The sequence below is a fragment of the Methylobacterium sp. V23 genome (assembly GCF_002917135.1).
Classification (GTDB): Bacteria; Pseudomonadota; Alphaproteobacteria; order Rhizobiales; family Beijerinckiaceae; genus Methylobacterium.
Map to the genome: position 1 here is coordinate 1 of NZ_PDHT01000026.1, position 21,896 is coordinate 21,896.

Annotated in this window: 19 protein-coding genes and 1 tRNA gene; 9 read left to right on the forward strand and 11 right to left on the reverse strand. The window is 66.7% G+C overall.

The features are described from left to right. Positions 1-178 precede the first annotated feature (178 nt). Together CRT23_RS20490 and CRT23_RS20495 are read left to right on the forward strand one after the other, a co-directional pair. The gene (locus CRT23_RS20490; RefSeq protein ID WP_103711545.1) at positions 179-595 is read left to right on the forward strand and encodes a CsbD family protein; all 417 of its coding nucleotides are present in this window, start codon (positions 179-181) and stop codon (positions 593-595) included. Between the two features lie 219 nt (positions 596-814). Continuing rightward, the gene (locus CRT23_RS20495) at positions 815-1,300 is read left to right on the forward strand and encodes a YidB family protein (RefSeq protein ID WP_103711546.1); all 486 of its coding nucleotides are present in this window, start codon (positions 815-817) and stop codon (positions 1,298-1,300) included. Positions 1,301-1,397: 97 nt separating this feature from the next. Here the strand turns inward: CRT23_RS20495 and CRT23_RS20500 are convergent, their stop codons facing one another. From CRT23_RS20500 to CRT23_RS20505, 3 genes are all read right to left on the reverse strand, one after another. Then, positions 1,398-4,304: a PAS domain-containing protein gene (locus tag CRT23_RS20500; protein WP_348628879.1), complete on the reverse strand. Its 2,907-nt coding sequence runs from the start codon at positions 4,302-4,304 to the stop codon at positions 1,398-1,400. Beyond that, positions 4,282-4,575: a hypothetical protein gene (locus tag CRT23_RS27920; protein ID WP_146056441.1), complete on the reverse strand. Its 294-nt coding sequence runs from the start codon at positions 4,573-4,575 to the stop codon at positions 4,282-4,284. Before CRT23_RS27920 ends, CRT23_RS20500 begins: the two co-directional genes overlap by 23 nt. A 71-nt stretch (positions 4,576-4,646) precedes the next feature. Further along, positions 4,647-5,555 (reverse strand): LysR family transcriptional regulator, encoded by a 909-nt coding sequence (locus CRT23_RS20505; protein ID WP_103711547.1) that lies wholly within the window; start codon positions 5,553-5,555, stop codon positions 4,647-4,649. An 89-nt stretch (positions 5,556-5,644) separates the two neighbouring features. Between CRT23_RS20505 and CRT23_RS20510 the strand changes: the two genes are divergently transcribed. Then, on the forward strand, positions 5,645-6,088 hold the full coding sequence (locus tag CRT23_RS20510) for a PACE efflux transporter (RefSeq protein ID WP_055950462.1): 444 nt from the start codon (positions 5,645-5,647) through the stop codon (positions 6,086-6,088). 190 nt (positions 6,089-6,278) lie between these two features. On the opposite strand, the gene CRT23_RS20515 is transcribed toward CRT23_RS20510, so the two are convergent. Next, positions 6,279-6,680 (reverse strand): PRC-barrel domain-containing protein, encoded by a 402-nt coding sequence (locus CRT23_RS20515; RefSeq protein ID WP_103711548.1) that lies wholly within the window; start codon positions 6,678-6,680, stop codon positions 6,279-6,281. Between the two features lie 729 nt (positions 6,681-7,409). Between CRT23_RS20515 and katG the strand changes: the two genes are divergently transcribed. Beyond that, positions 7,410-9,713, forward strand: a complete 2,304-nt coding sequence (gene katG / locus CRT23_RS20520; RefSeq protein WP_181017411.1) for a catalase/peroxidase HPI — start codon at positions 7,410-7,412, stop codon at positions 9,711-9,713. A 551-nt stretch (positions 9,714-10,264) separates the two neighbouring features. Next, positions 10,265-10,543 (forward strand): hypothetical protein, encoded by a 279-nt coding sequence (locus CRT23_RS20525; RefSeq protein WP_055950468.1) that lies wholly within the window; start codon positions 10,265-10,267, stop codon positions 10,541-10,543. Between the two features lie 366 nt (positions 10,544-10,909). On the opposite strand, the gene CRT23_RS20530 is transcribed toward CRT23_RS20525, so the two are convergent. The 4 genes from CRT23_RS20530 to CRT23_RS20545 all read right to left on the reverse strand — a co-directional run bounded on the left by CRT23_RS20530 (position 10,910) and on the right by CRT23_RS20545 (position 14,143). Then, a tRNA-Ile gene (locus CRT23_RS20530) sits at positions 10,910-10,985 on the reverse strand. 134 nt (positions 10,986-11,119) lie between these two features. Then, entirely contained in the window at positions 11,120-12,487 is a 1,368-nt protein-coding gene (locus CRT23_RS20535) for a site-specific integrase (protein ID WP_103711549.1), read from the reverse strand. A 391-nt stretch (positions 12,488-12,878) separates the two neighbouring features. Next, the gene (locus tag CRT23_RS20540) at positions 12,879-13,340 is read right to left on the reverse strand and encodes a hypothetical protein (RefSeq protein WP_103711550.1); all 462 of its coding nucleotides are present in this window, start codon (positions 13,338-13,340) and stop codon (positions 12,879-12,881) included. After that, the gene (locus CRT23_RS20545; protein WP_181017408.1) at positions 13,340-14,143 is read right to left on the reverse strand and encodes a hypothetical protein; all 804 of its coding nucleotides are present in this window, start codon (positions 14,141-14,143) and stop codon (positions 13,340-13,342) included. The genes CRT23_RS20540 and CRT23_RS20545 overlap by 1 nt, the downstream gene beginning before the upstream one ends. Before the next feature lie 698 nt (positions 14,144-14,841). On the opposite strand from CRT23_RS20545, the gene CRT23_RS20560 reads away from it, so the two are divergent. The 3 genes from CRT23_RS20560 to CRT23_RS20570 all read left to right on the forward strand — a co-directional run bounded on the left by CRT23_RS20560 (position 14,842) and on the right by CRT23_RS20570 (position 17,794). After that, entirely contained in the window at positions 14,842-15,732 is an 891-nt protein-coding gene (locus CRT23_RS20560) for a hypothetical protein (RefSeq protein WP_103711553.1), read from the forward strand. 2 nt (positions 15,733-15,734) lie between these two features. Further along, positions 15,735-16,949 carry a hypothetical protein gene (locus CRT23_RS20565; protein WP_103711554.1) on the forward strand — a complete coding sequence of 405 codons (1,215 nt, stop codon included), beginning with the start codon at positions 15,735-15,737 and terminating at the stop codon, positions 16,947-16,949. A 353-nt stretch (positions 16,950-17,302) separates the two neighbouring features. Then, positions 17,303-17,794, forward strand: a complete 492-nt coding sequence (locus CRT23_RS20570) for a hypothetical protein (protein ID WP_103711555.1) — start codon at positions 17,303-17,305, stop codon at positions 17,792-17,794. 300 nt (positions 17,795-18,094) lie between these two features. Here CRT23_RS20570 and CRT23_RS20575 read toward each other — a convergent pair whose 3' ends face one another. From CRT23_RS20575 to CRT23_RS20585, 3 genes are read right to left on the reverse strand one after another with little or no spacing between them, the layout of a single operon-like run. Next, positions 18,095-19,876 carry a DUF2326 domain-containing protein gene (locus CRT23_RS20575; protein ID WP_103711556.1) on the reverse strand — a complete coding sequence of 594 codons (1,782 nt, stop codon included), beginning with the start codon at positions 19,874-19,876 and terminating at the stop codon, positions 18,095-18,097. After that, a complete protein-coding gene (locus tag CRT23_RS20580) occupies positions 19,873-20,127 on the reverse strand; it encodes an ABC-three component system middle component 6 (RefSeq protein WP_103711557.1) in 255 nt (84 codons plus the stop codon). Before CRT23_RS20580 ends, CRT23_RS20575 begins: the two co-directional genes overlap by 4 nt. Then, positions 20,124-21,176, reverse strand: a complete 1,053-nt coding sequence (locus CRT23_RS20585; protein WP_146056442.1) for an ABC-three component system protein — start codon at positions 21,174-21,176, stop codon at positions 20,124-20,126. Before CRT23_RS20585 ends, CRT23_RS20580 begins: the two co-directional genes overlap by 4 nt. Positions 21,177-21,341: 165 nt before the next feature. On the opposite strand from CRT23_RS20585, the gene CRT23_RS20590 reads away from it, so the two are divergent. Beyond that, positions 21,342-21,896, forward strand: coding sequence for a metallophosphoesterase (locus tag CRT23_RS20590; RefSeq protein ID WP_103711559.1), 555 nt, complete (start codon positions 21,342-21,344; stop codon positions 21,894-21,896).

A 21,896-nucleotide genomic window follows, 5' to 3' on the forward strand; every position in this document is an offset into this window, starting at 1 on the left:
TCCTGGGCGCGCTCGCCGGCTTCCTCGGCGGCCGCCTCGGCGCCCCCAAGCGCCTCACCCTCGCCGACGGCACCGACGCCCGCCGCATCTGAGCCCAGCCCCGGCCGGTCCCTGCGACCGGCCGGATCCTCACACAGCCGGAGACCTGCCATGAGAGACCTGCCATGAGAGACCTGTCATGAACGGCAATCAATTCCGCGGCGCCTCGCGCCATCTCAAGGGCCGTGCCCAGACCGCCGTCGGCGGCCTCACCGGTGACCCGGCGCGCCAGGTGCGCGGCGCCGTGAACCAGGTGGCCGGCGGCGCCCAGTACGCCTACGGCCGTGCCCGCAACCGGGCCGAAGACCTCGTCGATGACGGCCGCGACCTCGCCTACGCGGTGCGCGACCGCGCCGACCACTGGATCGAGGACGGCCGCGCGCGCGCCGACCACCTCCTCGACGAGGGCCGCGCCTTCGCCCGGAACACCCGCCAGCGCGGCTCGACCTACGGCCGACAGGCCGTGCGCTACGCCGACGACAACCGCACCTCCGCCCTCCTCGGCCTCGCCGCCGTCGCCTTCGCGGTGGGCTGGTTCGCCCGGCCCCAGCGCTAATCCGCGGGACGGGTCCCGGACTGGGTTTCCCAGGCCAAAAAACCAAGCCGTGAAAGCCTTCGGGCCGTCACTGCGGAACGGACGGCGGGATCCGTCGGTGTCCCAATCCCGTTCTCGTCCTTACGCGCGTCACTTCGGACGACGGAGCTCCTGCCAAAAGGCCAGCGATCTCCCGCGGACGGAACCGTTTTTCTCAGACCTCAGACCACAGGATAGACGATGAGCAAGGGCTACCCCTCGATGACCGCGCTGCTGGGCCTGCTGGCCGTGGCCGGCTACCAGAACCGCGACAAGCTCGCCGAGCTGCTGAAGGGCCACGAGGCCACCGTGCCGCAACGCACCGTCCCGCCGATCCCCAGCACCGCGTCCGCGGGCGCCTCCACCGGCGGCGGTCTCGGCAACCTGGCCGGCCTGCTGGGCGGCGTCGGCACCGCCGGGATCGGCGGCCTGATCGCCAGCGGCCTGAGCGAGCTCGTCGACCACTTCACCAAGGGTGGCCACGGCGAGACGGCGAACTCCTGGGTCAACCACGGTCCCAACCGCGACATGCCCGAGACGGATCTCGAGCGGGCCATCGGATCGGACACCCTCGACCACCTGACCCAGCAGACCGGCCTGAGCCGCAGCGCGCTCCTTTCCCGACTCGCGCGCGAGCTGCCCTCGGCCATCGACCGCTACGCCGCCGACGGCCGCCGCCCGGCCTGAGGTCGAGCAGAGACACGACCGGCGTCGCTTCAAGGGCGCCGGTCGCCATGTCGGCTTGCGGCGGGGGCAGGATCGACCTCCCGCATCCTCTGCCGCGTCAGCGGACTGGGAGCCCGTCCGTGAGCCCCTTGTCCGAGCTCGGTGCCGTCGATTGCCCGCTTCCCGTCCGGCCCGGCCGGCGCCTGACGACCTGGCGAAGAATGGCGGAGACCTGATCGGCCGAATAGGGCTTCTGCAGAAGTTCGAAGCCGTGCGCGCCTTCCTCGGCCAGCACATGGCTGTAGCCGGAGGCCAGCACCACGGGCAGGTCCGGCAGACGGAGCCGCAGAAGCTTGGCGAGCTCGATACCGCCCATGCCCGGCATGACCACGTCGGAGAACACGACGTCGAAGCCGCCACCGTCCGAGCCGATGCGGTCCAGCGCCTCCTCCGCGTTGGCCGCCCAGGTCATCGCGTAGCCCAGGTCCTGCAGGATCTGGGTCGCGAACCGACCGACCTCGATGTTGTCCTCGACCACCAGGACGCGCTGGCCGGCCCCGCCCGGCTCCAGGCCCGCCGCTTCCGATCCGTCCTCCGCCCCGACGAAATCCATCTCCGCCTCCGGCAGGTAGAGCGTGAAGGTCGTGCCCCGACCCGGCTCGCTCGCGACGGCCACGTCGCCACCCGATTGCTTGGCGAAGCCGAACACCTGGGACAGGCCGAGCCCCGTGCCCTTGCCAACCTCCTTGGTGGTAAAAAACGGCTCGAAGATGCGGGTCAGGACGTCCGGGGAAATGCCCGCGCCCGTATCGGAGAGGGAGACCGCCGCGAAGGGCCCGGGGGCCCCGGCATGGCCGCGAATGGACGGAAGCGGCATGCCGCAATCCAGCCGCAGGGTCAGGGTCCCTTCGCCCTCCATCGCGTCCCGTGCGTTGACCGCCATGTTCACGAGGGCGGTCTCGAACTGGCTGACATCCACCCGCACGCAGCAGGGGTGGTCGGGTAGTTCCGTCCGCACAGCGATGCGTGCGCCCGTCACGGTATCGAGCAGTTCGGCGACGCTGCGCAGCCGGCTGCCGACGTCTACCGTCTCCGGCTTCAGGGTCTGGCGTCGGGCGAAGGCGAGGAGCTGGCCCGTCAGCTTGGCGGCCCGGTCCACCGTGTCGGACACGGCATTGAGGTAACGGGCCTTGCGTTCCTCCGCGAGATCCGGCCGACGCAGGAAGTCGACCGAGGAGCGGATGATCGTCAGCAGGTTGTTGAAGTCGTGCGCGACGCCCCCGGTCAATTGTCCGACGGCCTCGAGCTTCTGCGACTGGCGCAGGGCTTCCTCGGCCTGCTGCAGCGCCTGCTCCTGGGTCTTCTCCGCGGTGACGTCCCGCCCATAGGCGTAGATGAGGTCTCCCTCCACGGAGGTCCGCCAGGAGATCCAGCGCGGGGTGCCGTCCGCGTGGCGGTAGCGATTTTCGAAGTTGGTGAGGTCGTTAGCCGAGGCCGCCCGGGCCAACACCTCGCGGGAGAGGTCCGCATCGTCCGGCCAGACGAATTCCAGCAAGCTGCGACCGACAACGTCCGACGGATGCTGGCCTAGGATCGCCTTCCAGGCGGGGTTCACCGCTCGGAAGACGCCGTCGGCCCCGACGACGACGAGGAGGTCGCGCGAATTGCGCCAGACCCGGTCGCGCTCGGCGGTGCGTTCGGCGACCCGCTGCTCCAGGGTCTCGTTGAAGCGCACGAGCTCGGCCATCTCCCGCTTCTGGTCGTCGACGTCGGTACTGGTGCCGACCCAGCGCAGGACGGTACCGTCGCCGGCCAGCACCGGCTGCGCCCGCGCCAGGAACCAGCGATAGGCGCCATCTCCGCGCCGGAGACGATACTCGCACTCGTATTCCGACAACGACGAAACCGTCGCGCGCCATTGATCGGCGACGCGGGTCCGATCATCGGGATGAATGATGGCGAGCCATCCCGCCGCGTCGAGGTCGCCGGAACGCAGGCCGGTGTAGGCGTAGACCCGCTCGTTGAACCAGTCCGCGGCGCCGGTCGCATCGGTGGTCCAGACCAGATTGGGCAGCACCTGCGACAGGACGCGGAACTGCTCCTCGCTGGCGCGCAGGGCATCCTCGGACTGCTTGCGGGCGGTGATCTCGATGGCACTCCCGAGCACGCGCACGCAGCGCTCGCCCTCGAAGAGGCCGCGTCCCTTGGCGGCAACCCAGCGGACGATCCCGTCCGCCTGTCCCACCGTTCGATACTCGACATCGTAGACGGCGCGTCGCGCCGGATCGAGCGCGGCGGCAAAGGCCGCCATCGTCGCCTCGCGGTCGTCGGGATGCAGGCCGGCGAGAAACTCCGCTCCCGAGACCGGTGTGTCCGACGACATGCCGAACATCGCCTTCACCCGCTGCGGCCAGTAGGCCGTGTCGTTCACGACGTCGACGTCCCAGAAGCCAATGTCGGAAGCCTCGGTCGCGAGGCGCAGGCGGGCTTCCGTCTCGCTGAATTCCGCCTGCGCCGCGATCTGCCCCGTCGTCTCCGCGCAGGCGCAGAACATGCCGACGACCCGGTCCGCGTCATCGCGCAGGGGCGAGTACGAGAAGGTGAAGGACGCCCTCTCCGCGTAGCCACGCCGGTCGATCTCAAACGGCATGTTCTCGGACCAGGTCGCTTCACCGGCGAGCGCGCGTTCGACCATGGGCTCGACATGGGTCCAGACGTCGGAGAACACGTTCCGGAACGGCCGGCCGAGGGCCGCCGGGTGCCTGAGCCCGAGGATCTCGGCATAAGCGTCGTTGTAGAGGACGGCGAGTTCGCTCCCGACCGCCGCGAACATCGGGAAGCGCGACCCCAGCATCAGGCTCACGGTCGCGCGCAGGCCGGCCGGCCAGGTCTCCGGCCGTCCGAGGGAGGAGCCGGACCAGTCGTGCGCGCGCAGGCGCGCGGCCATCTCGCCGCCACCCACGAGAAAGGTCGGCGCCGCCCCGGGCCCTGCGGCGAGCCCATCATCCACCGATCCGCGCTGCACGCCCTACACCCCTCCGCTCCGCCTCTGCCCGTCCGCTTCCGGACAATCGACCGCGCGCCGCGCCGCCGGCGCCGCTGGACGACGAGGCTCCGCGCGTCGAACGCGTGCATGCCCGCGCTGTGACGGAAACGGCACGCAACGGCTTCGGCGACGCTTCATGCCAGTTTTCGTCGGGCGTATCCGGCACGTCGTCGTCGCACCACGCCGCGCGCACCGGCTGGTCGGCGAGGCAGCGCATGCCCACGAGCGCGGTGAAGACTTCAAACGGCATTCGGACGCTCCACAAGGCGACTTGCCCCGCTGGAGGGCCGGTCAGACACCGGCCTGCCCAGGATCCCGTCCTCAGGCCGTCCGGCCGGCGCCCGACGGGTTGCCGACCCGCTCCGCCGCGAAGCGCTCGCGCAGCCAGGCCGCGGCCGGGCCGCAGGGGCGCTGCTTGTGCCAGACCAGTTCCAGGGCGATCGGCCAGTCGCCCTGATCGAACTGCAGGTCCGGGGTCACCAGATCGGGCGCCGTCTGTGAGGCGGCGATGACGTGGTCCGTGACGAAGGCCCAGCCGATCCCGTGCTTCACCATCTCGAGGATCACCCAGTGGCTCTCCACCCACCACACCTCGGCGGCCACCCGCAGCCGGCGCTTCTCGGGCCCGTCGCTGCGTGCGGCCACCAGGATCTGCCGATGACGCTTCAACTCCTCCCACTCCACCCGCGCCTTCGCCAGGGGGTGGTCGCGCCCGCAGACGAGCTTGAGGGGCACCCAGCCGATGGTCTGGAAGCCGAGTTCGGTGGGCAGGACCTCCTGGCGCCACATCACGCCGAGGTCGGCGGCCCCCGACTGCACCATGCGGCTGACGTCCTCCATCAGCGGGAAGAGCAGTTCGAGCTCGACAAAGGGGAAGTGCCGCGCGAAGTCCGCGAACAGCGCACCGAGCGCGTGCTCGGGATAGAGCTCGTCGATGGCGACGACCAAGCGGTTCTCGACCCGCTGCTCCAAGCTGCGGGCCACGCCGACAAGATGCTCGCGGCGCTCGATCACCACGCGGGCTTCCAGCAGGAGACGTTCGCCGGCCGGGGTCAAGACAGGATTGCGGCCCACCCGGCTGAACAGGGTGACGCCCAGATCGGCCTCAAGATTCGACACCTGGGTGCTGACGGCCGACTGCGCTTTCCGCAGCGCGCGGGCCGCGCCCGAGAACGATCCGGCTTCGGCTGCCGCCACGAACGCCTGGAGCTGATCGAGCGAGACCGCCATCTATCCGATATTCCGATACGTCCTAACTTGCTGCACCGTGTATGGCAGATAGAAGACGGCGGACCAAACGGACCCCTTCAGGAAACACCATGCGTACGACCCGTGACCGTATCCGCCACGCGATCCTGTTCGAGGTGGTGGGGCTCGCCCTGATCATCCCGCTCGGGACGTTGCTCTTCGGGCTGCAGGGCTCGGCCATGGGCGTGATCGGCGTCGGCAGCGCCCTGGCCGCCATGGTGTGGAATTACCTCTACAATCTTGTCTTCGACCGCACGATGCAGCGCACCGTCGGGCATACCCGCAAGGGTCTTCTGCTGCGCGTGGGGCACGCGGTGCTGTTCGAAGCGGGGCTGCTGGTGATCCTGCTGCCACCGATCGCCTGGTATCTCGGCATCGGCTTCACCGAAGCCTTTTTCATGGACCTCGCGATCGCGGCCTTCTACGTGGCCTACGCCTTCGTCTTCAACCTGACGTACGACGTGACCTTCCCGGTGAAGACCTGGGGCGACCCCGCGCCGAAGCCGTCTCACTAAGGGCGCCGCTGCCGTTGATCCTCGACGGTTCGGCGGACAGGGACAGCCTGTCCGCCGCATGGAGCCGATGTCGATCCCGAGATGAAAGGCGACAGCCCGTCTGACCTTGGCCGAGGGCAGGTGCGTGGGTTGCACCACCCTCAGTCGGGGTCAGGTCCGCTTCGGGAGCGAACGCTCCCCCGTCGCGTGTTCAGCGCTTGAACTTGCCGTCGTACTTGAACTCGGGAGCAGCCTTCAGGGCGTCCTTGCTGGCATTCACCGAGGCCTTCCACTTCTTCGCACCGGTGTCGTAGGTCAGCGCCACCGAGGACGGATCCACCACCACGTAGCGCTCACCCATGCCGAGAAAGCCACCGACCGACATGATGTAGCCGGTGAGCTTGCCCTTCTCGATGACGAGATCCTTGATCTCGCCGACATTGCTGTTGGTGCCGTCGACGACGTTGAGTCCGATGAGGTTGTAGCTCAGCACGGCGTCCTGCGGGACGGGTGCGAACTTCACGGCGGCCGGGGGCATCGGCGCCTCGTCCTTGGCGAGAACGGGACCAGTCAGCGCCGTGACGGCGGCGAGGGCAAGAACGAGGCGACGCATGGGAAACTCCTGTGTCCCGGAACGGGGACCAGGAATGGACGACCGCGACAAAGCGTTCCGAACCGCGGCCGGAATTTTGTCCTGGAATGGGATCGGATCGGCGGCTCGCCCCACCCCGGCCCCATCGCGGGACGGAACGGCCTCCCGCGCGCCGAACAGCCCGATCTGATCCGGGGCGACGCCAGCAAAGTCACGCCATCAGAGGTTCAGCCGCAAGGTCACGACCGATGGGCGGCAAGATCTCCAAACACCGTCCGGGCCGCCGCTCGCGGAACGACCATCTTTGAAGAAGCTGCATCAGCCTGGTTCCTCCACCGGGGAGACCGGGACGCTCCTCGATTGTGGGGTCGGCGCATGAGCGCGTTCACCGAACCTGCAAGCGTCAGCAGAAACGCTCCGTGCAAAGCACAGTCTCCGGCTTGATGTCAGGCCAACATTGCGTCGAATTCAGCGACCGGCGCGGATTATCGCCCCGTCTCTACAAAATATCATCATAGAACCACACAATGATCGATCGAATTCTGTCAGTACGGTACATTATTGTCAGCTTATTACCCTGAATACAATACTTATCAAATCACCGTGATGGCGTGCCAGTCTTCCGGTCCTGCGCTATAACTCCGCAGATTATCGCCCCTCAACAAGCCCCGGACGCTGCAGAGGCGGTTCCGGGCGAGAGTTCTTGGAACAAACGCTCTCGATGACGAGGAAGAGGACGCCGCGTTGAACATCGCCGACTCCAGCAAACTGAACACCAAGACCTTCGAGATGCAGGGGAAATGTCCGTTCGGTGGCGACCGCATCGGCGGCGCCGTCGGCAGCCCGCCGGCATTGTCGGATTGGTATCCGAACCGCCTGAAGGTTGAGCTCCTTCATCAGAACGGTCCGCAGGCCAATCCCCTGGGTCAGGACTTCGACTACAAGGCCGCGTTCGACACTCTGGATCTCGAGGCGGTCAAGCAGGACATCAAGGCCTTCCTCACGACATCCGTCGCGTGGTGGCCCTCGGATTATGGCAATTACGGACCGCAGATGATCCGTATGGCCTGGCATTCGGCAGGAACCTACCGGATCGCGGACGGTCGCGGCGGAGCCGGCGAGGGGCTCCAGCGCTTCGCGCCGATCAACAGCTGGTGGGACAACGGCAACACCGACAAGTCCCGGCGTCTGATCTGGCCGATCAAGCAGAAGTACGGGAGCGCCCTGTCGTGGGCCGACCTGATGGTCCTCACCGGCAATTGCGCCCTGGAAATCATGGGTTTTCCCACTTACGGCTTCGCCGGCGGACGCCAGGACGCGTGGGAGGCCGACAACGCGACCTATTGGGGGCCCGAGATCTGGGACCCGAACGACGTCACGTCGTTCGACAGCATGGTGACCCGCGACAAGCGCTGGCGTGGCCAGAACGGCGATGCGGATTACGATCTCAAAAACCCGCTGGCCGCCTCGCACCAGGCGCTGATCTACGTCAATCCCGAAGGCCCCTGCGGGAATGGTGACCCGATCGGGTCCGCCCGCGACATCCGCACGACCTTCACCCGGATGGCGATGAATGACGAGGAGACCGTGGCGCTGATCGCCGGCGGCCATGCCTTCGGGAAGAGCCACGGAATGGTATCGGCCGATCAGGTCGGACCGCCGCCGGAGATCGCCCCGATGGAAGCGATGGGGCTCGGCTGGCACAACCCCAAGGGCACGGGTTTCGCCCAGTACACGATGACCAACGGGATCGAGGGAAGTTGGACGCCGAACCCGACCCAGTGGGACAACGCCTACCTGGAAAATCTCTTCAGGTTCGAATGGGTGCAGACCAAGAGCCCGGCCGGCGCCTCGCAATGGACCCCGGCCGATCCGGATGCGCCCAAGACTCCGGACGCCCATGTCCCGGGCCAGATGCATGGTCTGATGATGATGACCAGCGACATCGCCCTGAAGGTCGACCCGGACTACCGCAAGGTCTGCGAGAAGTTTCTCAACGACTTCGATGCCTTCACCCTGGCCTTCTCGAAGGCTTGGTACAAGCTGACGCACCGCGACATGGGTCCGAAGGAGCGCTATCTCGGACCTGAGGTCAAGATCGAGGACGATCTGCTTTGGCAGGATCCGATCCCGCGCCGCGACCATGCTCTGATCGATGACGCCGACGTCGCCGCGCTGAAGCGGGACATCCTGGCGGCCGGCCTCTCGGTCTCCGATCTCGCCTTCACGGCCTTCTCGGCGGCCTCGACCTATCGCGACAGCGACAAGCGCGGCGGGGCCAATGGTGGTCGGCTGGCGCTCGCCCCGCAGAAGGATTGGTCGATCAACCGTCGCACCGTGCCGGTGGTAACGGCCCTGCGGCAGATCGCGGACGCCTTCAACGGCCGCCAAGCCGGCAAGCGGGTGTCGCTGGCCGATCTCATCGTGCTCGGTGGATGTACCGCCGTGGAGAAGGCGCTCGCCGATGGTGGCCACCCTGCGACGGTGCCGTTTACGCCGGGTCGTGTCGACACCCGGCAGGAACTGACCGACATCGAGATGTTCGAGTGGCTGAAGCCCGTGGTCGACGGTTTCCGCAACTATGTGGCGGAGGATTTCGCCGCGGTCGCTCCGCGCGTCTCTCCCGAAGAGCTTTTCCTCGACAGGGCGTATCTCTTGTCGCTCACGGCCCCCGAATGGGTGGCCCTGGTGGGCGGTCTCCGGGCCCTGGGAGCCAACCACGACGACTCACGGCATGGAATCTTCACCGATCGGGTCGGCGTGCTGTCGAACGACTTCTTCGCGAACCTCACGAGCGTTGATCTCGAATGGCGCAAGGCCGACCCGAAGGGCATGACCTTCGCGCTGGTCGACCGGGAGAGCGGCGCGACGAAGTTCACCGCGACGCGCTGCGATCTGGTGTTCGGGTCGAATGCGCAGCTCCGCTCCGTCGCCGAAGTCTATGCGAGCAGCGACGGCGCAGCCCGGTTCGCGAAGGATTTCGTGAAAGTCTGGGACAAGGTGATGATGCTCGACCGCTACGACGTCCGGGCGCGGTCGCACGCCCCCCTCTGACGCCAAGAACCCCTCTGACGCCAGGTAAAGGAGGGGAGACCGGGACATCCCTGTGCGAATGTCCCGGCCACGGCCAGCCTTGTGACGTCTGCGTCGAATCCCCCATTCTCTCGGCCCGCGAACCCGTGGCACGGGCCTCGATCCCGTTACAACAATGACCTCGCCGATCCCGGCCCTACCCGCCGAAGGTCGGTATCGGGTATCTCGCCGGCAAAGCCGCCCGACCGCCTACCGGTTCGCGCGAGCCTCCGACCCCACGGTGGAAAAATCGACCGCAGGGCATCGCTGCCCGACTCGGTTTCGATACCGAACGAGCGGATTCGCTTCGGCGGCTTCCCCAATCGAAGTCGCGGCGCACGCGGATCATCGCGGCGGCCCAGCGGGGCGGCGGGAACGACGGCGCTGGTATTCGTTGAGAAAAATTAGTCCCTCACGAGCCGGATGCTGAGAATACCGGACCGCGCGGAACGGTATTCGAAGCTGAGCCGTTCCCTGAGCCCGACCGACATCAGCCCCGATGTCTCGTCGGCAACACGCCTGTGAGGACGCCCATGAGGAAGTCTCTGTTCGCCGCCGCCATCCTGGCCACCCTGGGCGCCATCTCGGCCGCTCCGGCCTCTGCCGCCCCCGGCATGATCGGCGCAGTCGACGCGCCGACCGCCGTCACCGAGGTTCGGATGGATGGCATGCACGGCCATCGCGGCCATGGTCGCATGATGGGTCACCGTCACATGCGCGGCCACATGATGCGTCACCATCGTCATCATATGATGGGCCACCGTCACCATCGCGGCCACATGATGGGACATCACCGCGGCCACCGGATGTAAGCGAGCCCCTGCGGGTTCAGATTGATCCGAAGACGAACTCGGACGAGAGGGTCGAGACACGCGGCGGCGTGCGCGACGCTCTCGTCTTTTCCGACCCCAACGAAGCGCCCCGAATTTCGGAAGATTTCGCCAAGCTATCGGGTCTCGTCTGGGGGCTGAAGCTGTTCAGAGGCTGATAAGTCCCGATGCCGGGGCGTCATTCGATCCGCCGGCACCAGAGGGCGCCTCGCCGCTCAGTCTCGAGATCCGAGCCTCGAGCAAAACGACCGTGGGCCGGTCTCGACAGGAACTGTGTCGCCAGAGCAGCGGCAGGCCCGACGCGAAGGCTTTTTCGGCAGAAGCAGTGCAGAAGCAGTGCAGAAGCAGTGGTGGGCCCGGCAGGACTCGAACCTGCAACCAGACCGTTATGAGCGGTCGGCTCTAACCATTGAGCTACAGGCCCCACGCCCATTTCCGTAGAGGGAAACGCCCTAGTCCGTCCAGCCCCGTCGAGGGCCATTCCCCCCGATTTCCGCCCGTTTCCGCCCACTCCGGTCCCGCATCGGTCCCGCGTTCCCGGCGCGTTCGGGACCCGTTCTAAGCCGCCCGCCCGATCCTGGCGACGTTCTCCCGCGACCGCAGCGACCGCAGCGGCAGGCCGAGCCGGGCGAGCCTCTCGACCTGCCGGGCGTGGGCGCCCTCCACGTCGTGGTCCTTGTGGTAGTGGAGCGAGAAGATGTCGTGCAGGCCCGGTGCGGCGCGCGCCTTCGCCCGGCCGCCGGCGATGCCCGCCTGGTAGTCCTGGGCATGGTGACCGTAGACGCGCTGGAGCATCGCCTCGGTCATGCCGAGGTAGTGCGCCGCGTCCCATGCGTTCGCCCCGCGCTGCATCAGCCATGTCGCGCAGGTGTGCCGGAGGACGTGCGGCGTGACGTCCGGACCGAGGCCGGCGTTGCGGGCGGCGGTGGCGAATCCCTTGTTGACCTCCTTAACCGGCTGGTTGCGCCACTCGACGACGAACTCGGGCATCGTCCCGTCCGGGCGCGGGATGGAGGCCCATCGGCGGATGTGGGCGACGAGCCTGTCCGGGAGGCGGACGGGGGGCTGGCGCTTCTTCGTCTCCGCGGCCCCGATGGCGCGCCGGTGGAACACGCCGCGCTTCAGGTCTATCCACCCGTGTCCCGGTGTCGGTTGGAACGCCGCGCCGCAGATCGCCGCCGCGCGGGTTCCGGTGTAGATCCCCACGAGCGTGAAGCGGGCGAGGTGCCTGTGGGACATCTTGCCCGTGGGCAGGACCTCCCCGGCGGCGGCGCCCCGGTGCCGGCGCTGCATCTCGCGATAGCGCCACGCCGTCCAGATCATCTGAGCCGCCTCGACGCGCTCCAAGTACCGATCCTTAGACGCCCCCTTGTCCGGCAAGGGGACCTCGATGACCTGCCGACAGTAGCCCTCATGGCGGTGATAGTTCACGGCCGCCCGCAGGTCCTCAAGCTCGCGCCGGACGCCCTGCTCGGAAACCATGCGGGGGGGCACGCCGGTGACGTCCGGCCTTGCGGACTTCCACGCCTGGCCGCAGCGCCACTTCGTGTAGGCCCGGCAGGACCGGCCATTGATCTCCGCGAGGGCCTTGCCCTCCCACCACTCCCCGAGTTGGAGGAGGCGCTGCATGGTCTTGTCGGCGCGGGCGTGCTTGGCCGCCTTGTCGGCGGCGTAGATCGCCAGGACGTCGGTGACGAGGATGTGGCGCGGGTCCTGGTCCTGGTCACGGCCGGGCTGGTGCTTGGCCGCGATGTACTCGGCTAGCTGGACCTCGGCGCCCGCGCGATCCGCCTGAGCGCATCCAGTGACGATGCGGACGCCGCCGTCGTCCTTGATGACCCAGACGGCGGCTTTGCCTGTCCTTGTTTTGCTGGGCTTCTCGGCCGGCTTGAGCCAGAGCCTCGGTCCTTGTCTGCGTGCCGGCATCGTTCGCGCCACTCCTGGATGATCCTTCGAGTGACCACGATCCGCCGCCCGTGCCGCTCCGGCCGGAGATCGCCCCGGTCAATGGCCTCGCGCATCTGGCGCACGGTGAGCGCCGGCCACCAGCCAGTCCCCTCGATTCCCCGCACGTGCCAGGGGACGAGGAGCTCGGGCAGCCACACGGCCGTCTCGACGTCGAGCGGCGTATCGTCGAGGGCCGCCGCGGCGGTTGCCTGGCGTCCTTCGAAAATGTCGACGCTGACGAGGAGTTGGAACGCGGTCATGATCTACAGTCCAGGCTCTCGCGGGACCGGTCAACGGCCGACCGCGCACGTTGACCGTCTAGGGTTAATGTCGTGGTCCTGTCGGTCCCGGGACGCCCCGATCAAACGGCCTACGGGACGGCGGCGTCGAGACGCTGGGCGAAGGTCCGAAGCCGTGCGGCGCCTGGCTCCTGCTCGGTGGCCGCCGCCTTGCCCTCGCACCATGCTGCCAGCGCCGCCGGGTCGCACCGAAGCGCAGAGCCGTAACCCTCGTGGGGGCACCCCGTCATCGTCCATGCTCGGACGGTCCAGTACGTCGCCGGCGGGCCGAGGATCTCGGCGATCTCCTGCAGCGGCAGCGACCCAGGCGTCACCGGGTCGATGGGGGCCATGCCGTCGGCGATGGCCCGCGCCCGATCTAGGAGGGCCTCACGCTCGGCATCCGATGAGACGTCGTGCATGTCGCCGAGCGCCTCGATGGCAAAATCCTCGCCGCCGATGCGGAGGGCGTGGACGAGGGTGCGCACGTGGTCTGGCCGGGCGTCCGAGGCGGTCTGCTCGGCGATGGCGGCGTTGGTCTCGGTCCGAGTCATCACAGGTCTCCCAAGGTTGCGAACGCATCGTCGTCGGCGAGGATTTGGGCCTCCAGCGCCTCGGTCTCTTCCTTCCGGACGGCGGCGCGGACTAAGGCATCCCGGCGCTCCTCCCTTACGCGCTCGACCCAGCGCGCCTGCAGGCCCCGGTCCCAGTCCCGGTGCAGATCCACGAGGATGCCCATGGCGTCCCCGATGCGGGGCCACTGCTCCCGGATGTCGGCGGGGACGTACACGCCCCACCCCTCCGGGATGCGTGCGCCGGTGTCGGCGAGGACGATGTCGGCGAGGAGTTGCCGGATTTCCGGCGCGACCTTTTCGGAATGCCGCGCATCAAGCGTCGCGTTCAACTTGGCCTGGGCCCGCAACTTCCTCTCGATGCGTGCCTGCGCCTCCGGCTCCAGGTCCCGGACTTGAACGGCGCGGCCCCCGAGGACGCCGTACCGCATCTCGCGGCTGCGCAGCGTCCATACGGGTGACCCCGCTGGGTCCTGGGTTTCCAGGAGGATGCCGAGGTGTACCCCCCAACCGATCAGGTTGCCGATGAAGTCGAGGGTGAACTCGGTGCTCCATCTCCGGGCGCCTCGGGCGACGTCTATCCCTGCGCGCAGGTCTGCCATGGAGAGGCTCGCGCGGCTGCCGTACAGGTCGAGGAGTGAGCGGTTAGCCTCGAAGGGATACAGGCGCAGACCCTGGCCGTAAGGCCGAGACCGGATCGCGCAATTCAGGATCAAATCGGGCGATGTACCGTAGAGATGCCCATACTCGGGCCGAGATTTGAACTTGTTCCAGCGACGTGCCATCCCAATCCTTCTCTCCAATCGAGTGCCACAACACGATGAGTTTGGCGCGCCCCCAAATCCGCGCGCACGCGGCCTGGTCGGTGACCCCCTCGACGGCCCGGGCCGCGGCGGGCCCGTCACCGGCGATGAGGGCGTCCGCCTGGGCGTCGACGACGCGGGTCTCCTCCCGCCAGTCAGCGAAAGCGATCACTGCCGCGTCCTCGGCTCATCCGTGAGCATGAGTGTTTGATGGGGTGGCGTCCGCTCGTAAGTAACCCTCTTTCTGAACCCGATCGCGTCGAGGACGCTCTCTCCTAGAGCGCGTCGGCCTCGGACGACGTCCGACACATATTGCGGTGATACCCCGGCGCGGCCGGCCCACACCTTCGCGTTCCCACTCTCTTTTATGGCGGCGCGCAGGTGCTCCAACACCTCGCATTCTGTCAGCTCAGCATGCCCGGTCATGTATCGCTCCTGTCGCACCACAGTAAAACGAATCTGCCGATCCGCCTCAGAACATGATGGGAAGTCACCATCCGAACGCAAGAGACATTTTTTCGGCTTGTAAGGCGTGTTCTGGCACGAGAATTGTCCAAGCGTAGTGAACTACTGTTAGGTACGCATCATTTTGCGCTGCATCATGCCGAATTAGTCTTGCAGCCTATTTTGGTCGGGGGGTATTATCTGCTTATCCGCCGACAAGCTGCAGGCTCGACGACATGATCACGCTCGCCCTCCTCCTCCTCGGCCTCGCCATCGTGGCGGCGCAGGCCTACGCCTCGGCCGGGAGGCCGCTCCCGGTCGCCGAGGCGATCCCCCTCTCCGCGCTGGGCTTGACGTGGCGCAGGGAGAAAGACGTCGTGACGAGGCGGGGCCCTCGAAGCCTCTGGTTTGGCCTCGGAGATCCGGCCGCATACCGCCGGGCATTTGAACTGTCGCGCGAGGCGATGGGCGCTGCGGGCTACTCGTGGACGGACGGCATCATTGACGGGCGGGCTGTCGGCCGGACGCCGTGCTGCTGGGCGCCCGTCCCGGCCGACGAGGCGGCCGCCGAGGCCGCTGTCGTCGTCGCCGAGGCCGCCCTCGTGCGCGACGCGGCTGAGGTTGAGGCGCTCGGCATCGAGCACGCGGCCTGCCTCGACAGGCTGCGAGTGAGCCTCGACACGCTGTACTGGGCGTGGCCCCCGAAGAAAAAGGTCATCGCCGAGGCGCTGCTGGCGGCGCCGCTGGGCTCCAACGGTTACCCCACCGCCGAAGTCTCCCAGGTGGCATGGGCCCTCTTCCGGCAAGTCAAGGAATCCGTCGAGAAGGTCCGCGAGCGGCTGGCCCGGGACCCGGCACACGATTGGGTCGCACGGGCGCAGTTGCCCGGCGTCCCGGCGGCCGTCCACGACGCCGTCCGATTGATCACCTCGCACGACGTGGATCGGGCAAGCGTTCAAAATGGCATCGGGTGGGGCAAGAGCCACACGCACACAGGGCACATCTTGGCAGCCCTGCCGGAGCTCTCCGTCATCCAGGCGAGCTCGGCCCTGTCCGCCGTCTGGAGGCACAGGAGGCAAGTACCCGCGCAGTTGCGCCAGGCGTGCTTCGGCTCGGCGGAGGCATAAGCGTGACCCAACTGTTTTTCTGGCACCTGATCGACGCCGCGGGTCCGCACCCGGACTGCATCCGGCCCCCTCACGTGCGCTGGACGGAGACGTGGCGCCCCGGTGACGTCATCCCCCCAGGAATTTCGCCCCCGGTCGACGATGGGGTGCCGTGGCGGCGCTGGGTCCACGGACCAGAGTACGACGGGCAGGTCGCCTCGGATATCTGGGAGGCCGTCTATGCGAGCCTCCCCCTGGAGACCCCTGCGATCCCGTTCCCGTTCTACGGGTTTGTAGAGACGAAGCGGCTCCCGGACGGGGCTGCGTGGGGATGCCTGGAGGCCGTGCATGACGGCGGCCTGTCGTTTGTGATGCTTCGGGATGGGGTCTTGGAGTGGGAGGACACGCCCGGAGCGGGGGCCCTGGAGTATGACGAGGGCACCGGAACTTGGACGCGCCTCCCGGCCAAGGAACGCTGGGACGAGGAGGCACAGGACTGGGTCCCGATAACTCTTGCGCCGGAGATGCCGACGCAGGAGGCCTTCCTGGCCGACCTCCGTGCCCGCCAGGTCGCGGCCCGGGCCGTCGAGATCGACTGCGAGACCGCCCTTGTCGAGGCCGGGCTGGCGACTTGGGACGCTTCCGGCACCCGGGTCGTCATCCGCGATCCGGACGCGCCCGACCTGCCTGTCGCGCTACATCATCCGGTCCGCCTACGCCGAGGCACTATCGCGACGGCGTACAGCTACAGTCTACGGCTGACGACACCGGCATGTGCCGACTTGCCATTCGTCCGGAGGGTCGAGGCCGTCACTGGCCTCCGAGCCCGGGCGAGCGCGGTCACACGCGATTCGGTCGCGCGCAGCATCGCCGTTGATCTTGCGACGGACACGCACTGGGAACGCCTCGACGAACTCCTGCCGCACACGTCCGTCGTGGCGGTCGAGAGGGTCCTGCGGCACCATATCCTGTGGGGGATAATCTCGGCGTCGAACGCCCGCAAAGTCCTGGACGGCACCGGGTGCTGGGAGCCCGAGGGCCGGAACAGGGAGGTGCTCGCCCGGATGAAGGCGGCGGCGGGAGAGGCGCCCGACGAGTTGGTGTCCTCGACGGCATGGACAGCCGTTCATGCCGTCGAGGACGGCTGGGTCGTGCCGGGGAAGGCCGACCGGTCCACCTTCCCGAAGGTGACCAGGCTCGGTCGCGCGCGGTGCTTGTTCGCCGCGACGGAGCCCTGAACGCTACACGACGGAAGGGGCAGACCCCGCGACGGGAACGAAGCGGATCTCCGCATTGAGACCCCGTAAGCGAGGCTGTGTCCTACGCCTACTGACTTGCGAGTGCCTGCGTGGCCGAGGCGCACCCGTCTGTGCGGAGTTTATCTCGCGTCGGGCCGCTTGTAGCGCCAACACATAACTCAAGCGCTTACGCCTCGACATCGCCTTCGGCTTTTCCACAAGCCCAAGTCCATTTCCGCTCGTGCACGACAAAAGTTTGTGTGTCGTGCACATTCGTGTATAGGAGGATGATGGCTGCCAGAAAACGAGCCCGTCCCACTATTTCCCTCACTCTGAACGAAAGAACCCTCACAATGCTCGACGCTTATGCCAGCAAGCATCTCGGCAATCGGAGCGAGGCAGCAGATTGCATCGTCGGCCGATACACCTACCTCACTCAAGAGGCCGATCTTTCGAGCGTCTCGTTTGATGCCTTCGTCATGTTGTGCCAGATCAATGGGGGTCTGATTACGACAAAAATGGTTGAGCCGCGCGGGACTTTACTCGCGGGTGCTTATCAGAAGCTTGCCGATCAGAATGATTTCCGTCGTACCCTTGACGCTAAGCCGCCCGGTTTCTTTCGTGACGACTCTCAAGAAAGTCGATCAGCTTTTATCGACAAGTTAAACATTGAGCGCGAGCATCTCAATTCTGTTGTAAATCTAGTAAAGTCGCTCGATCAAACTCAGAGCATGGCTTTGCTGGAGTACGTTGAGCAAGTGCTGTGCGGAGACGATGACACGCATATCCGTGAGCATTGCGCAAATGTTTACGAGCAAATGCAAATCCGTACACGCGATATTTAAATTCCGCTGGCCGCCTGTTCCCCCACGCTAGACACGCAAAACCGGCAGCGGCGCCACACTCAAGGCCTCCTTGGACAAGGCGAACGGCTTCTTCGAGCAGGCCGTCACCAGCGCATTCGAACACGTCTTCGAGTACCTGGAGCCGCTCAGTTCCCACGCATCCGTCGGTGGCCCAAACGGGGAGGACCGCCACCGGAGCCGCGTGAGACGGGAACCCTGAGGTAGGGGCGCGAGAAGCCCGGAGGTCATCGCAGTCCCCGTACCGCTTTTCTGGGGCACGGGGACTGCGCTGTCACGACGTCACCTCGTGTCGAAGCGGATGCCGAACAGGCCGCCGGTCTCGTCGTCAGACAGGCGCGGCCGGAGCACGGCCGCGTCAAGGTCGATCTCGCTTCCCAGGTCGAGGACGTCGAGCACCTCCGAGTTCAGGGCGATGATGTATTGCCCGCCCCGAGACACGGTCGTTCGGTGGCCGAGGGCGATGGCGGTGCGAACCTGGCGGGGGTCAACGCCGTCGAAAAGGTGGCTGTCGTGGACGAGGAGCCCAGGGCCTCCGTTGAACCGTTCCGCGGCGGTCTCGTAGAGCATCAGGTCGAAGCAGAAGATCTCCATGCGGTCGATCCCGCCCCGGTTCCCGTCGCCCTGGATGCTGATGCGGAACTCAGGCCCCTTGGGCGTCGCCTCGACGATGAGGTTGCCGTACCGGTCGTCGTAGAGCTCGGTGATCGAGCGGTCGATCATGAGGGTGGCCGAACGAAGGGCATCGCCCCGCTCCCGATGATCGGCCTGAAGACGTTGCAGGAGGGATGCGCGCTCCTGCAGCAAGAGGGACTTTTTGCCTTCGAGGATTTCCGCGTTCCTGAGCTTTTCGCGCAGGAGCTCGACCTCGCTGCCGAGGGTGCCGATCTCCTCGGCCATCATCGTGAAATCTTCCAGAGCGCCCTTGCCGGCTATTTCGGCCATGATCGCGCTCTGGCTCTCGTCCAGGGCGGTCATCTCGGCGTCGACCAAGGCCAAGCTCGCGCGGGTTTCCGAGATCTGCCCCCCGAGATGGACGCGTCGATTCTCGGAAACCGACCTCTGGAAGCTGGCGACGTCGTCCATCTTGGCCAGGACGATGCCGGGCAACTGGACGTCGGCGGCGCGGTAGAGGCGTTCGAGGGCGGCGTATTCCGGGGCCCTTTCCTCGGCGACCGCCGCCTCAAGGTGGGCGATGGTCTGAAGTGCGCGCATACGCTCGAAGCCGAGCGACTGGATGCGGCGTCGGGCGGTCGCGGCTTCCGCGGCGCGTTCCCGGTAATTCTCGGCGACCTCGAACGCGGCGATGGCGGCCCTGAGGCGTTCGATCCTGGCCTCGATCCTCTGGATCTCGGGCCGGATCTCCCCGACGCTTCCAAACAGCTTGCCGAAGGCGCCTTCCTTGATCGCCTTCCGTAGGTCGGCCAGGGCGGCGGTGGAAACCTTGAGCTGTTCGATGGCCCGCGGGATGCGCCAGTCCAGGCCGATGAGGTAGGACAGGTTGACTTGCCAGTCGTAGGCGTTCTGCTTCTCGTGCTGGCGTACCGGCACAGCGAACGCGCCTCCGGCGTTGCGTCGGATGAAGTAGCTTACGAGCGAGCGGAAGCCCGGCACAAAGGATTGCTCGAACTCGGTGCCCTTAGGGTCCCTGGGCAGGCCAAACCAGTAGTGGCCGAGGATCTCGCGCCACCGCTCAACGGTAAGGTAGGCCGCCTCCGACTTGTCCCGCGTCAGCGGGGCGGCGATCTTGGCGGCATCCTCCTCCAGGAGAAGCATCCGGTTTGCGTCGGCACCGCTGCGCGACACGGTGATCTCGTGAGGACCGAGCCGGAGTCTGGCGTGGAATGTGAACGCGAACAGGGCGGGCGACTGGAAGATCGACGACTTTCCGGCGGCCGAGCCAAGCAGGAAGTGCATGACCTCGATCACGCTGGTCTTGCCGGCGCTGTTGCGGGTCTGCCTTTCCGTGGACGCGTCGGTACGGTCGGCGAGGACGACGTTGAGACCTTCGTGGAAGGTGAGCCCCTTGAAGCCCGGCAGGTCGCTGGTGAGGGATAGGATCATGGCTTGCGCTCGGCCCGCACGAGCAGGCCCTCGTCGTTCAGGTCGAGGGCGCCAAGGGCCCTGAGCAGGCACATGGCCAGCACGAACCAGTCGAACGGCAGCACGGCGCTGTCGGGGCGCGACGCGCGGTTCTTCCGTACCCCGTCCCACGCCTCGGAAACGGTCATCGGTCGGGTAAGGATTTCGAGGATGTCCGCGCCGACGCCGATGAGGGCCCGATCCTGGCTGAGGTGTTTGCTCGGCAGGATCATCCGAACACCCCTTCGTCGGCAACTTTGTCTTTGAAGATGGTGCACCGGACGAAGAGGTAGGAGAGCAAGCTCCAGGCGGCCACGTCCATCTCGACCGCGACCGGACCGTGGCCGACGATGTTGCTGTAAAGCTTCATCATGATGTCATCGGGTTCGAGGCCCTGGAGGTCGAGATCGACGTACTGTCGCCTGAACTCGTTGGCGATGGTCATCGCCATAAGCGGGACCGGGTGGCCCTCGATCTCCCTCTTTACGATGCGCTCGTTCAGGCCGCCCATGGCGATCTTACGCTGGATGGCTCCCGACAAGCCGTTCGTCCGGAGCTTGCCTACCGGTACGTCGCGTCGCTCGTCGTCTTCCGGCAGTTCCTCAAGGGTACCCTGGGCGATGGCATCGATGACGGCTACCACTTCAGGAGCCTGGATATTGCGGAAGTCCTCGGCCGTAACCTCGCGTCCGAGCAGGCCGGTCACCTGGTAGGACTCCAAGGACATGATGTGGGCCTCGAAGGTCGCCCAGCCGAAGACTGCGATACGGTGATGCGGGTTGGCGGCCTGCAGCGCGTCGATCCGGGCAAGCGGCGTCGTGCCCATCCCGAGGATGAAGTTGTTGACGATGTGCCAGACCTTCATGTCGGGCCAGTGCCCTGCCGCTCCGACGTAGTCCTCGTCGATCTTGGCCGCCAGTCGGGCATTCACGGCCTTGACCTTCGCACCGCCGTTCTCAGCCCCGTAGCACTGGAAGATCTCGTGCCCGGGGCGAAGGTAACCATCGCACTTCCGATCACCGAGCGAGCCCTCAAGCGCGGGCCTCATGAAGGCGTCGGGGTGACGGAGTTCCATCATTCGACAGAAGAACTCCTGGAAGTGGTTGCCGGTCAGGCGCCGCAGCGTGAGCTCCAGCATGTCCGAGAGGGCGAGCCGTTGCTCAGGAGGGATCGGCATGGCTGCGTTCGTACAATCACGGGCGGATTCGTTGGGGGTCAAGCGTAGCAGCCGGCGTTGAAACCCGCGAGCGCCAGAAACACCGACGGGCGGGATGACGGTCATTCCCGTGGATCCCGTTGGGCGAACCCTTGCGAGGGGACGCAAGCGGTGCGATCGACACTGCGCAACAGGAGCGCCGAGCCGATGAAAACCAGGGACGTCCACCCTTCCCGCTAACTTCGGAGCGCTGCGTCCCGTACGAGGCCTCCGTCATTTCGGAGGCAAAGAATGCCAAGGACGCTCTTCTGCGCGGACACCCATTTCGGACACCGCGGGATTCTCGGTCCACGGATGGCCCGACCGCGTCCGTTCGAGACCATCGAGGCGCACGACGAGGCCCTGGTCGCCGCCTGGAACAAGGCCGTTCGACCTGACGACATCGTCTGGCTCCTCGGGGACTTCGCCTACAAGTGCAGCCTCGACTACGCCGCATCCATCCAGGCGCGACTGAACGGACGCATCCACCTCGTTCGGGGCAACCACGACCACGGCCTGGGCGAACGTCTCGAATGGGCGGGACCCGTCGTCGACGTCCAAAGGGTCTTCGTCCAGGACCCGGGCATGCCCCGGCGGGTCGCCCTGTGGGTCAGCCACTATTCGCACGTGACGTGGCCCCATGCCTGGCACGGCGACCTTCACGTCTACGGCCATTCCCACGGTGCCATTCCGGCCACCCGGACAAGCCTCGACGTCGGCGTCGATTGCTGGGAGTTGGCTCCGGTCACGTTGATCCGGATCATGGAAAGGATGGCGGAAGCCCCGGCATCCCGCCCGTCAGGCTGA